Annotated in this window: 11 protein-coding genes; 6 read left to right on the top strand and 5 right to left on the bottom strand. The window is 67.5% G+C overall.

Annotation, left to right across the window (positions count from 1 at the left end):
• The first annotated feature begins 76 nt into the window (after window positions 1–76).
• The 3 genes from ACM6LU_RS14375 (at window position 77) to ACM6LU_RS14365 (ending at window position 4338) form a co-directional block, all read left to right on the top strand.
• On the top strand, window positions 77–3007 hold the full coding sequence (locus tag ACM6LU_RS14375; RefSeq protein ID WP_414938156.1) for an AfsR/SARP family transcriptional regulator: 2931 nt from the start codon (window positions 77–79) through the stop codon (window positions 3005–3007).
• Window positions 3008–3088: 81 nt separating this feature from the next.
• The gene (locus ACM6LU_RS14370) at window positions 3089–3211 is read left to right on the top strand and encodes a hypothetical protein (RefSeq protein ID WP_414938155.1); all 123 of its coding nucleotides are present in this window, start codon (window positions 3089–3091) and stop codon (window positions 3209–3211) included.
• A 53-nt stretch (window positions 3212–3264) separates the two neighbouring features.
• The gene (locus ACM6LU_RS14365; RefSeq protein ID WP_414938154.1) at window positions 3265–4338 is read left to right on the top strand and encodes a SagB/ThcOx family dehydrogenase; all 1074 of its coding nucleotides are present in this window, start codon (window positions 3265–3267) and stop codon (window positions 4336–4338) included.
• A 154-nt stretch (window positions 4339–4492) separates the two neighbouring features.
• On the opposite strand, the gene ACM6LU_RS14360 is transcribed toward ACM6LU_RS14365, so the two are convergent.
• The 3 genes from ACM6LU_RS14360 to ACM6LU_RS14350 all read right to left on the bottom strand — a co-directional run bounded on the left by ACM6LU_RS14360 (window position 4493) and on the right by ACM6LU_RS14350 (window position 7332).
• Entirely contained in the window at window positions 4493–4765 is a 273-nt protein-coding gene (locus ACM6LU_RS14360; RefSeq protein WP_414938153.1) for a hypothetical protein, read from the bottom strand.
• 427 nt (window positions 4766–5192) lie between these two features.
• Entirely contained in the window at window positions 5193–6377 is a 1185-nt protein-coding gene (locus ACM6LU_RS14355) for a DUF222 domain-containing protein (RefSeq protein WP_414938571.1), read from the bottom strand.
• A 334-nt stretch (window positions 6378–6711) separates the two neighbouring features.
• Complete coding sequence (locus tag ACM6LU_RS14350; RefSeq protein WP_414938152.1) at window positions 6712–7332, bottom strand: methyltransferase domain-containing protein; 621 nt, start codon at window positions 7330–7332, stop codon at window positions 6712–6714.
• Between the two features lie 43 nt (window positions 7333–7375).
• Here ACM6LU_RS14350 and ACM6LU_RS14345 point away from each other — a divergent pair, with 43 nt between their 5' ends.
• Both ACM6LU_RS14345 and ACM6LU_RS14340 read left to right on the top strand, forming a co-directional pair.
• The gene (locus ACM6LU_RS14345; protein ID WP_414938151.1) at window positions 7376–7660 is read left to right on the top strand and encodes a MerR family transcriptional regulator; all 285 of its coding nucleotides are present in this window, start codon (window positions 7376–7378) and stop codon (window positions 7658–7660) included.
• Window positions 7661–7873: 213 nt separating this feature from the next.
• On the top strand, window positions 7874–8920 hold the full coding sequence (locus ACM6LU_RS14340; protein WP_414938150.1) for a winged helix DNA-binding domain-containing protein: 1047 nt from the start codon (window positions 7874–7876) through the stop codon (window positions 8918–8920).
• On the opposite strand, the gene ACM6LU_RS14335 is transcribed toward ACM6LU_RS14340, so the two are convergent.
• A complete protein-coding gene (locus tag ACM6LU_RS14335) occupies window positions 8913–10070 on the bottom strand; it encodes an epoxide hydrolase family protein (protein WP_414938149.1) in 1158 nt (385 codons plus the stop codon). The two genes, ACM6LU_RS14340 and ACM6LU_RS14335, sit on opposite strands and share 8 nt — an antisense overlap.
• Window positions 10071–10148: 78 nt before the next feature.
• Here ACM6LU_RS14335 and ACM6LU_RS14330 point away from each other — a divergent pair, with 78 nt between their 5' ends.
• Complete coding sequence (locus ACM6LU_RS14330) at window positions 10149–10541, top strand: NUDIX hydrolase (RefSeq protein WP_414938148.1); 393 nt, start codon at window positions 10149–10151, stop codon at window positions 10539–10541.
• A 206-nt stretch (window positions 10542–10747) separates the two neighbouring features.
• Here the strand turns inward: ACM6LU_RS14330 and ACM6LU_RS14325 are convergent, their stop codons facing one another.
• Entirely contained in the window at window positions 10748–12016 is a 1269-nt protein-coding gene (locus ACM6LU_RS14325; RefSeq protein WP_414938147.1) for an MFS transporter, read from the bottom strand.
• Window positions 12017–12027 lie beyond the last annotated feature (11 nt).

Here is a 12027-nt window from a genome sequence, read left to right as displayed (position 1 = left end):
GTGCCGGTCACCGGGCGAGCAGACGACTGGGAGGTAGTGCTGAGCACTCTCACGGTCTCGGACGACATAGTCGCATATGACCGCCGACCGTTCACCTGAATCGGCAGGATCGCCCCGCACCACCGGCGATCCGAAGCTCACCGGCCAGCCCTCGCAGCTCAGCTTTTCCGTCCTCGGCCCGCTCGAAGCCGAGGTCGACGGCGTCCCCGTCCGGCTCGGCGGACGCCGTGAACAGCGCCTCCTCGCCTCTCTGCTGATCAACGCGGGCAGGCTGGTCCCGGCGTCCTACCTGATCAGCACGATGTGGCCGGACAGGCCGCCGAAGACGGCGGTCCGCCAGGTCAGCAACGCGATCGCGCGGCTGCGGCACGATCTCGGCGCGGCGCGGTCCGCCGTGGTCACCACCGGCTCCGCGTACCGCGTCGTCATCAGCAGCGCTTCGCTCGACTCGGCCCGCTTCGAAGCCGACTACAACCAGGGCGCCGAACTCCTGGCCGCCGGGCTGATCTCGCAGGCCGCGGGCAAGCTCGCCGAGGCGCTCGCGCTCTGGCGCGGCCCGGCCTTCGACGGTCTCGAAGGTGACGCCATCGAACAGACGGCGCGACGACTCGACGAAGAACGCCTCGCCGCTTGCGAACTCCTGATCGGCGCCAGGCTCCGGCTCGGCGAGACCGACGTGGCGGCCCGCGAGGCCTTCGACCTCGCCGCCTGGAATCCCACCCGTGAGACGCTGCAGTGCCTCACCATGCTGGCGCTCTACCGGGCGGGCCGTGGCGCCGACGCGCTCCGGACGTTCGAGAGGACCAGGAACGCGCTCGCCGAGGAACTCGGTGTCGACCCGAGTGCCGAACTGAGCGCGCTCCACCAGCAGATCCTGCGCACCGACGCCGAACTGCTGGAGGACGGCGCCCTCGTCCGCTACGGCGTCGGCGGGCTCCGTGCCGGGATGGACACCGGCGGGCGCCGCGAGGACGCGGACGCGCAGAAGGCGCTCTTCCCCCGCCCCGCGCAGCTTCCCGCAGATCTCCCAGCGTTCGGCGGGCGCGCCGCGGAACTGCGTACGGTCCTCGAAATCGGCCAGGACGAGTCCACGGCGGGGCCGCGGCTGATCGCGATCGACGGCATGCCCGGTGTCGGCAAGACCGCGCTGGCCGTCCACGCCGCGCACCGGCTCGCCCCGCGGTTCACCGACGGACAGCTTTTCGTGAACCTCGAGGGCTTCTCGCCGGCGGGCGATCCGGTCGACCCGGCCTCGGCGCTCGAGGCGTTGTTGCGGTCGCTCGGCATCCAGGGCTCGGACATTCCCGCCGGGACCGGGCAGCGCGCGGCGTTGTTCCGCAGTTGCCTCGCCGGCAAACGCGTGCTCCTGGTGCTGGACAACGCCATCGGGGCAGCCCAGGTGAGCCCGCTGCTGCCAGGGTCGGCGAGTTGCTGTGTGCTGATCACCAGCCGGACCCGGCTCGTGGACCTCGACGGCGCCGAACTGCTCTCCCTGGAACCGTTCAGCCGGGCGGACGCGGTGGACCTCCTCGGCCGGATCGTCGGGCCGTCCCGGCTGAAGAAGGAATCCCCCGACGCGGCCGACCAGGTCGCGAGCCTGTGCGGTGACCTCCCACTCGCGCTGGCCGTCACGGCGAGCCGGCTGCGGGCTCGGGCGTCCTGGACACTCGACTTCGTCGCCAGGCAGTTACGCGACGAACGGAACCGATTCGGCGAACTCACCGCCGGGGAACGCGACGTCGCGGGCGCGTTCCGGGTGTCCTATCTGAACTTGGCCGAAGCCGAACGCCGGGTGTTCCGGCGGTTGAGCCATCATCCCGGCGCCGCGTTCGACCTCCATTCGACGGCGGCTTTGGCCGAAGTGGACCTCGGCGAGGCCCGCCGCCTGGCCGAGCGCCTCGTCGACGTGAACCTCCTGCGCCAGCCGTCGATGGGCCGCTACGAGATGCACGACCTCCTCCGCAGCTACGGCCGCGAACTCCTGCTCGCGGAGGAGCCCGAACACCAGCGTGAAGCGATGATGCGGCGGCTGTTCGACTACTACCGCTGCACCGTCGCCGCCGCGATGGAGTTCATCGACCCGGATTCCGAAGAGGAGCCGGGCGGCCTTGAGGTTCCGAAGAGCGAGTTCGGACAGTCCTTCGCCGACTACGACCAGGCCGCGCACTGGATGGACGCCCACTGGCAGAACGTCTTGCCGGTGGCCGTCGCGATGAACAACCACCAGCAGTACTCGGATCTCGTGCCGTTCTGCTCGTCGGTCTGGCGCTACTTCGACAACCGCGGCTACTACCGCCAGGCCAGGGAGCTGGAGACGCTCGCCCTGTCCGCCGCACGGGTCACGGGGAACGTGGTCCTCGAGTACCAAGCCCTGCACATGTACGCGCTGACCCTGTGGCGGCTCAACGAGTTCACCGAGGCGAACCGGTTGTTCAACGAGGTGTTCGAACTGGCCGCGACCACCGGCGACGTGCGGATGCAGTGCCGGGCGAGGGGGAATTCCGGCGTCACCCACTGGCTCAGGGGCGAGTCCGACGAGGCGATCGAGCACCTCGGCTGGGTGCGCGAGACCGCCCATGCCCATGGCAGCGTGCTCATCGAGGCCCGCGCCAGGCATCGGATCGGGCTGATCCACACCGAGAACAGGCGGCATCCCGAAGCCGCCGAGGAACTCGACCAGGCACTGCGACTGGCCCACGAGAACGAATCACCCGATCTCGAGGCGGAATGCTTTCTGGCCCTCGGCATGAATTCGCGGGAAACCGGCGATGCCGTACTCGCGATCACCCAGTTCACCACCGCACTGGAAGTGCTGGAATCGACCGGGAATCGCAGCATGCTGCCCATCGCCCACAAGGAGATGGCGATCGCGTTCGACATTCTCGGTGAGCAACCGAAAGCGGACAGTCATCGTCGCTTCGCTTTGCGCTTATACACCGCCTTGGGCGTTTCGGACTCCACCGAGGTTCGCGAACTCAAACAGCGCCTAGGCGATTACTCGGCGTAATTTGTCGTTCTCCTTCGGTACTCTGTTGGCGTAGGTATATTCGCTTGACCGGAGTAACCGCTCACGGAGAGGATCGGCGACATGCACGATGATGACGACGACGAGTTCTTGCTGGAGCTCGAAGCGGAGTACAAGGCGCAGAGCACCTGGGGTGGGTTCGAGCCGCCGCCGAACGGCGGACCTCCTTTCCGCTCGCACCGCTGAATGACCTGGGATATTCGGAAAGAATTACTGGGGACTGGGGCGCAAGACATTCGATGCTGGTAAGGGTTTCCTCTTGCGGAACGCTCTATTGGTCCGATGGTGACGTCGTCTGGGACGACCACCTCGGGCATCGCCAGCTCAAACTCGCCGAAGGAACCGAACGCGTCCTGCGATGGTTCAGTTCTTGGCGAGAACCGGAATCCGTCCGTGAAGCGGACGACAATCCCGAGACAGGGGAAAGACTCGTCCGTATCGCGCGAGCGATGATCCGGTACGACGTGCTGGTGGTCAAAGGTTCCTCCCGTCAGCGGCGGGAAGAAGAGATCCTTCGGGATTGGGGTCCTTGGGGAACGTCCGCGCGGGCGTTTCACTTCAGCACCCGATCCTTACGTGAGACCGAGTTCACGACCAGCGAAATGACGGCGAAAACCTTGCTGGAGAAGGCGAAGGCCAGTCCTCCGCCTTCTCCAGTGAGGCCTTCGGCCGAGTACGACGTGTTACCGCTGCCCGAACCGTCGCCGGAACCGCTGAACGCGATCGGGCTCGGTGACGCGCTGAACCAGCGCAGAAGCACCCGCGAGTTCGGCGAAGAACCCGTACGGCTACGTGATTTGAGCGCACTTCTCACGGCAGCCCGGCCGACGAGACCGGAGACGCATTCGGACATCCCGGCCACCGGGAACGTCTTCAAGACGAGCCCGTCGGGCGGGGCTCGGCACCCGACAGAGGTGTACGTCTACGCGAGGAACGTCGAGGAGCTGGATCGCGGGATCTACCGCTACGACGGATTCCGGCACGGGCTCACCCCGCTGGACGGCAAGATCGACGACGACGAACTGGTCGCGCTCGCCGGTGATCAGCACTGGGCCGGGAACGCCGGCGCGCTGCTGATCTACACCAGCGTCATCGAGCGGAACCAGTGGAAGTATCCGGTGAGCCGGACGTACCGGGTGCTGCTGATGGACGTAGGGCATCTCAGCCAGACCGTCTACCTGCTGGCGACGGCGCTCGGGCTGAACGTCACGTTCACCGCGGCGCTCCGCGACGAACTGGTCGAGGACCTCCTCGGCTGTGACCCGGCGAACGAACTGGTGCTCGGCATGTCGGTGCTCGGCACCCGCGTGTGAACAGCCCCTAGTCTTCGATGCCCAGAGATCGTCGAGCGCCTGGACCGGTTGAACTCGGTGATCCGCTGCCACGCCCCGCGCCAATCGGTGCCCATCTCGCTCGGCACCCCGGCCAGCTGCTCGACCCCTTCGGCGCCCCCCAACCGGCGAGCGCCTAATGCCGAGACCGCGTGGCAGCACGCCGCCACTCCACGAGGTAGTACATCGACTTCCGCAGATGATCGGCCGCGGCGGCGACCCGGCCGTGCGCGGTCAGGGATCCTCCAGATCCACGTCCGACCGGCGGGTGCGTCGTCTTCGCCGACCGGACGATGAAGCCATAAGTCGGCTCGGCGTCGTCACAGCGCCGCATCTCGGCCGAAACGAGCGACCAAAAAGCGGCTCGCCGGTCGCGAAGGTACTTCGACAGGTTTTCCCGGAGCACCACCCGTCTTCCTCGACGCCGTCCGACAGCCGCGTCAGCGCTTCCGCCACTTCGTCGATGTCGGGGGCGGCGGAGAGGAACGTCTTCTGAGAGGCCTTGGCTGGTCAGGGCAGTACGAGTACCCATAACACCGCTTGAAATGTCGAGCAGTGCCGGGAGATTTGGCGATTCGTGATGACGGGCCGCGATGTCAGAGCGCTTGCCGTTGCCGGTTTTCGGTGACGGGCTGGTGCGGCGGCGGTTGGTCAGCGGGTCTCGACGGTGCGAAGTCGTCGGTCGTGGCCGCTGGGGTGGGAACGGCAGGCGTGGCCATCTTTCGGTAATGGACTGGTGCGGTGGCGGTAGGTCGACGAAGTCGAGCGTTGGGTGGTTGATGTTTCGAGGCCGCTCGGGCTGGAGAAGCAGGTGTGGCCGATTTCCGGTAACGGGCTCACGCGACGGCGTTAGGCCAGCGAAGTCGCGGATAGACACCGAACATCACATCACCGGCGTGGCGATGTGGTCCGCCGTTGCCGTTTTCCGGCGATGGCATCAGAACGGTGGCGGCGTATCGGTCAGGGGCTCTGTCGTGCGGGGTTCGGTAGGGGCGGTGGTGCGCTGTCGTAGCTGTGTCCGGTGGGGGTGGTGACGGTGAGGGTGCCGTCGGTTGTGAGCTGGTAGGTCCAGCCGGGTTGGTCTTTGAGCCGGTGGTCTCGTCGGCAGAAGCTGACGAGGTCGGCGGCATCGGTGCTGCCACCGAACTGCCACGGCACCGAATGGTCGAGATCACGGGCCTGCGCGGGACGGTGCCAACCGGATCTTCGGCATTCGCGGTCACGAACCCGGACGAACTCGTCAAGGCCCGCGGTGGGCCGGTATCGGCTCCGGCCGAGGTCGGTGACCTGTCCCGACAGTGGGTCGGTGATGATGCGGCGCAGCACGGTGTTCGGTCCGGTCGCGATGTGCCTGCCAGCGACGCCGGAATGTGACCGTGCCCAGCCATCTCCGCCGGATCGTCATTCAGGCCGAGGTAAGTGAACAGATCCATATAGAGGAACACTTCCGTCCGTTCACTCGTCCCGCCTTGTCCTCCCAAGAGGAGGTCGAGTGCGACGTCGGCGCGGAGCGGGTCGAGGGTGCGGGGTTCGTCGCCGGTTTTGAGGGCGCGTGCCTCGCGGTCGATCCGGCGGTAGGCGGCGGTGACTTTCTCGGTGGGACCGTCTTCGATCTCGATCGACGCCACCCCTGTCTCGCCCTGCCTCACCGCCAGCCGTCGGCCTTCGCGATGGTGCTCGCAGCGTTTGTCCGCGCCCTCGCGGTCGACGGTTGTCGCCACATGGCTCGCCGCCCGCCGGATCTGCTCGGGGTTCTTCTCTGGCAGCCGCCTTTCCTGCAGAGCATCAGCGGCGAGGGCGTTCTCGTTCGACAGCCAGGCAGTGGCGGCGGCGACCTTCATCGCCCCGAAACCACTCACCAGTCCCCGGTCCATCAGATCCAGCGTGCGGGGCAGGCGGGTGGTCAACGCCTCGGCGGCGGCGACCATCGCACCCGCGTGAATGTCCATAAAGGACAAAGCGAAAGCGACCTCCGGCACGACACCGGCCGCACCGTCACGATGACGGTTCAGCTGGGCCACAGCGCGGAACCGGATCGCTTCCAGCCGGGCGATGCCCTCGGACGCGGTCTGCGCGACAGCGACGGATTCGTGGTCGTCCAGGAAACCCACGGAAACGTTGATATACTCCAAAGAGTTCGGGTCGGTCAAGTTCTTGAGAAGCGCCACGGTGGCGTTGTGAGTGTCCACGAGAAGAACCGTACAACCGACCACCGACAGTTTCCGGCTCCTGCGACGCCGCGCGCTTTACCGATTTTCGGCAACACCACGTCAAACCACCCCGGAAGCCAAGAACTGCGGCACAGCAACACAATCCCCGCGCTCCACCTGCTCAGCCATCCAAACCTCCCCCTCCTCAAAGGAAACCGCCCCAATCCGAACAGCCACGTCCGACAACTCGCGAACAAACGGCTCCCCACCGAGGAACCCGACAACTCCCGCCACCGAAACCTCGCGAAACCCAGCCTCGGCGAGCAGCCCGCCGATACCCGCCCGAGGCCCGAGGCGCGGCGATCACCGAAGCCCTGGCGCGCACGATCTCCCGCGTCAGGGCCGGATAGGAGGAATCGATCACCAGCGCCTCCCAATCGTGCCCGGACAACACGATCCGTCCGCCCGCGACCAGAACGCGCCGCGCCTCGGCCAGGGCGAGTGCCGGTTCCGCCAGTTCGTGGAACACCTTGTCCGCCCGGTACCCCGCGAACCCGCCGTCCACTGGCAGCGCGGAGGCGTCTCCGACCAGGAACTCCGTTTCAGGTGATCGTCGTCGGGCCTCTTCGACCATCGCAGGAGAGAGATCGACGCCGACAGCGCGGATTCCCCGAGACGACAACTCGCACACGGCCAGTCCGGCACCGCAACCGACGTCGAGCACGGCGGAAGCGGGCTCGATCCGGAGCAGTTCGTAGGTTCGGGCCCGCAGTTCGGCTGCTCCGGGCAGGGCATCGGCGGCGTCGAGCCGCTGCAACATGGACATACCGGGGATTGTCCGACTTGATGGTGACATGAAGTCAAGCTCCTTGAGCGTCGGCGAGGTCGCGAGGCGCTTCGGCCTGGCGACGCATGTCTTGCGCCATTGGGAATCCGTCGGACTCCTCAAGCCGGCGCGGGCGGGCGACCGTCGGCGGTACGACGACAAGGACCTGTACCGGATAGCGGTCATCGTGCGTTCCAAGGAAGCGGGACTCAGCCTCGACGGCATTCGTGAGATGTTCCAAAACCCGGCGCACGGGACAAGGTTCTCAGGCGTCACAAGGAAGAACTCACGCGACGCATCGCGGCCGCACAGACCTCGCTCGCGCTGATCGACTGCGCTCTCGGGTGCGAGCAAGACGACTTCACCCAGTGCTCGCACTTCCGAGAGGCGGTCGCGCGGGCGGGCTGAATCCTGGCTCGCGCGATCTTCCCGACTCAGCCCCAGCGCCACCACGCACAACAACGCCACCGCAAGGCGACCGGGTACGAGGACCGGGGCACGGCTCCACCGTGGCCGCGCACGCCCATGAGATCGTGTACGGGTGACGCTGTCCGAAAACGACATCCGCGCGGTCCGCGCCCGAGCACAACTACTCGGCGCCCCGGCCGAGGACGTGCTCGCCGTGGCCAGGACCGTCGCCGCGATCCAGGCGCAGTCGAGCCCCGCCGCCAGGCTCGCGGTCCGGGCCCGCAGCCGGGGTTTGACCGCATCGGACGTCGACGCGTCCCGTGCGGTGGCCCGCACCTGGCTGATGCGCAAGACGCTCCATCTCGTCCCCACGGCGGATCTCCGCTGGCTGAACCGCCTGTTCGGACCGCGCAACGCCCAGGCGGGCCAAGGACGCCGCTGGCAACTCGATCTCACCGACGAACTCTGCGAACAGGCGTTGAAGCACCTCCTGGACCTCTTGCCGGGCAGGGCACTCACGCGGCAGGAGATCGTGGACGGCCTGGCAGGCAACGGGATCGCACTCGACGCGAGGTCTCAGGCACCGGCCCACCTCTTGGCGTACGCGGCCAACCGCGGGCTGCTCTGCCGGGGCCAGGACGACGGAGCGGAGCCGACGTACGTTCTCCTCGACGAGTGGATCACCGAGGATGACACCCCGGACGACCCGCACGCGGAACTCGCCCGCCGCTACCTGACCGCGTACGGCGTCGCGACGGCCGAGGACTTCAGCGCCTGGTCAGGCCTCCCGCTCGGCCTCTGCCGCAAGGCCTTCGACGCCGTAGATCTCATACCGACGAGCAACGGCTTCGCCCTCGGGGAAACCGATCTGTCCGCCCCCGCCTGCCCGCCTCGTCTGCTCGGCGCCTTCGATCCCTGTCTGCTGGGCTATCGCGATCGCGATCTGCTCCTCGACCCCGCCGAGGCGAAGCGCGTCAACTCGGGTGGCGGGATGATCGCACCCACTCTGCTGGTGGACGGCCGGATCGCGGGCACCTGGCACAGCAAGCGGACCGCGAAGCAGACGAAGGTCGTCGTCGAACCCTTCGCCGCGCTTTCGCGGTCCGCCATCACCGGACTGGAGTCCGAAGTGGACGATTACGGCCGCTTCCTCGGGGAAGCGGCCGTCCTCGTCATTTGAGGGACCGGAAGAACTCCCGCACGTCCGCGATCAGGATCTCGGGCTCCTCCAACGCCGCGAAGTGTCCGCCGCGATCCACGTCGGTCCACCGCACGATCGTGTGCGCGTCCTCCGAGTACCGCCGGATCCCGACATCGTGCGCGAAGATCAGCGCAGCCGTCGGCACCCCGGAGTTCTTCTCCACGGCGCCCCAGGTTTCCGCCTGCGCGTAGCCGACGTACGCCGACGATGCCGCCGTACCGGTGAGCCAGGTGAACATGACGTTGGTGAGCAGGGTGTCGCGGTCGATGATCTCGTCCGGGAGCGTCTGGCGCGGATGCGTCCACTCGCGGAACTTGTCCATGATCCAGGCCAGCTGTGCGACCGGCGAGTCCACCAGCCCGTAGCCGAGTGTCTGCGGCCGTGTCGACTGGATCGAGATGTACCCGAACTCCTCCTGCATGAACGCACCGATCCGCTCGAGGCGATCGCGTTCGATGTCGGTGAGCGAGGCGAGTTCCTCCTCCGGCAACTCCATCGGGGGCATCGGGCTGAGTCCACCGTTGACGTGCACACCGATGACGTTGTCCGGCGCGACCCTGCCGACCTCCGGCGACACCGACGCCCCGAGGTCGCCGCCCTGCACGCCGTAGCGTTCGTAGCCGAGACGACGCATCAGCTCGGCCCAGGCACGGCCGATCCGCGGCATGGTCCAGCCGGAATCCGAGACCGGGCCCGAGAAACCGAAGCCGGGCAGCGACGGGATCACGACATGGAACGCGTCGGCCGGGTCTCCACCGTGCGCCTTCGGGTCGGTCAGCGGACCGATGACGTCCAGGAACTCCACCACCGACCCCGGCCAGCCGTGTGTGAGCACCAGCGGGGTCGCGTCGGCTTCGGCCGAACGGATGTGCAGGAAATGAATCCGTTGTCCATCGATGACCGTGGTGAACTGCGGGAAGCGGTTGATCCTGGCTTCGACGGCGCGCCAGTCGTAGCCGTCACGCCAGTACTCGGCGAGCCCGCGCAGCCACGCCACCGGCACTCCGGTGTCCCAACCATCGCCAGGAAGCGGAGCAGGCCAGCGCGTGCTGTCGAGCTTCGCGTGCAGTTCGTCGAGCTGCTCCTGGGGAATGTCGAGGCGGAAGGGGCGGATCTCGGTGTTTTCCATAATACGTACGCTACGAGCAATTGCGGACAGGTTCGGTCCTCGATAGGAAAGCTTCTCCGGCTACGGGAAGATGCGCTGGTGACGGACAAGAACTTGGCCTACGGCAGGCTCATCCGCGACGGGAAGATCCTGTTCATCCGGCGGCGGCCGGGCTCCTTCCTCGGCGGTCACTGGGAACTGCCGGGCGGGACCGTCGAGCCGGGTGAGGCGACCGCGGAGACCGTGGTCCGCGAGTTCGCCGAAGAGACCGGGCTGACCGTGCGGGTCACCGGTGAACGCGGCACCCACAGCTGGGACGACGTCGAGGGCAGGCCGATGCGGATCCACGCCACGGTGTACGCGCTCGCCGAAGACGAACCGGGCGAAGTCGTGCTCGATCCCGAGGAACACGACGCCTTCACCTGGTACACCCGGGAAGAAGCCGCCGGACTCGACCTAGCCGATCACTTCCGCCAGGCACTCGAGGGCTGAGCCCGGGCCACGGCGTCTGCGAGGTGAGTGCGCCGGTCGGTGCGAAGGTGGCGCTCCCCGAGCAGACCAAAGTCGAGTTCGTGACCGTGCTGTCCGTCGACGCCGGCACCGTCGTACTGATCGCCAGGGGCATCGGGAGCCGTCAGGGCGGAACCTGTGCCGGCAGATGCGAGGCGTCGGGCACGGGCAAAGATTTCCAAGCCAAGCTATGGGCGGGCAGCGGCCTGAGCTACGACGACCTTCCGGTCGAGCTGCTCGGTGTGGGAGGCGGTGCCGCCGTCCTCAAGATCAAACCGCTGTGACCTGGTCCGCTCGGCCCAGCGAACGGCGGGCGCGGTGAGCGTGCCCGCCAGCAGGAACAGTCCGCCAAGCACCATCCAGCCCACCACGCCGCCCACCAGGATCAGGCTGGTCAGCAGTACCGGGCCGAGCATGCGGGCGATGGCCGTCCCGGCACCGAAGAGTCCTTGGTACTGGCCCTGTTTGCCCTCAGGGGCCAGACCGAAACCGATTTCCCACGAGCCCGCCGCCTGCGCCATCTCCCCCAGCACCTGCAACGCGGCTCCCGCGAGCAGGGCCAGCGCCGCGAGCCACGCGGAACTGCTCATCGCGGAGAACGAGAAGATCAAGCAGGAGACGAAAAGCAGCATCCCCGCGTGCCGGGCACAGCGGGACGCGCCGCGCAGGCCGGTCACGCCACGCGCCACCCGCACCTGGAAGACCACGACGCTCGCCGTGTTGAGCACCAGCATCGCCGAAACCAGCCAGCTCGGGGCCGCGGTGCGGGTCGAGATCCACAGCGGCAGGACCAGGCTGAACAGCGGCATATAGAGCAGCATGATCATGTTGAGCAGCGCCAGCAGCGCGTACGGGCGATCGCGGAGAACGGCCACGGGCGGCTCGCCGGTTCTCACCGTCACTGGCGCCACCGAGGGCACCTTGCGGAGGACGAGAGCCGCGGCGACGAAACTCAGCGCGTCGATGACGAAGACGGTCAAGAAGGCCTCTCGCGTCCCGAGCGCCAACGCGATCCCGCCGAGCGCCGCGCCGATCGCGATCCCCGCGTTGGCCATCGCCTGCAGCCGGGCGCGGAACGTCGTGCGCTCGGCCGGGCCGATCAGGCCGGCGAGCAGCGCCTGCCTCGCCGCGCCGAGACCGCATTGGAAGCAGGCGTAGACACCGGCGGCGATCACGAACGCGACGACCGAGCTGACGAAGAGAAACGCCGTGACCGACGCGGCCGTCCCGAGTCCCAGCAGGACGGCCGTTCCTTTCGGGCCGCGACGGTCGGCCAGGTGTCCCAGCGCGACTCCGGCCACCGAGCCGACCGCCCAGCCCACGGTGAGACCGAGGCCCACCTGCGCGGGCGAAAGCCCGACGATCAGCGTGAAGTAGAGAGCCGAGCTGACGTAGTAGGCGCCGTCGCCGACGGAGCTGATCAGCTGTGCCGCGGTCAGTCTCTTCGTGGACTCCATGGACTCAAATT

It is taken from the genome of Amycolatopsis sp. cmx-11-51 (assembly GCF_047608665.1).
Taxonomy (GTDB): Bacteria; Actinomycetota; Actinomycetes; order Mycobacteriales; family Pseudonocardiaceae; genus Amycolatopsis.
This window is presented reverse-complemented; position numbering and strand designations above follow the sequence as displayed.

What these genes read in the sequence shown, in the direction of transcription:
- ACM6LU_RS14375 (WP_414938156.1), top strand. Translation starts at nt 77, where the DNA reads ATGACCGCCGACCGTTCACCTGAATCGGCAGGATCGCCCCGCACCACC.
- ACM6LU_RS14370 (WP_414938155.1), top strand. Translation starts at nt 3,089, where the DNA reads ATGCACGATGATGACGACGACGAGTTCTTGCTGGAGCTCGAAGCGGAG.
- ACM6LU_RS14365 (WP_414938154.1), top strand. Translation starts at nt 3,265, where the DNA reads ATGCTGGTAAGGGTTTCCTCTTGCGGAACGCTCTATTGGTCCGATGGT.
- ACM6LU_RS14350 (WP_414938152.1), bottom strand. Translation starts at nt 7,332, where the DNA reads ATGTCCATGTTGCAGCGGCTCGACGCCGCCGATGCCCTGCCCGGAGCA.
- ACM6LU_RS14335 (WP_414938149.1), bottom strand. Translation starts at nt 10,070, where the DNA reads ATGGAAAACACCGAGATCCGCCCCTTCCGCCTCGACATTCCCCAGGAG.
- ACM6LU_RS14325 (WP_414938147.1), bottom strand. Translation starts at nt 12,016, where the DNA reads ATGGAGTCCACGAAGAGACTGACCGCGGCACAGCTGATCAGCTCCGTC.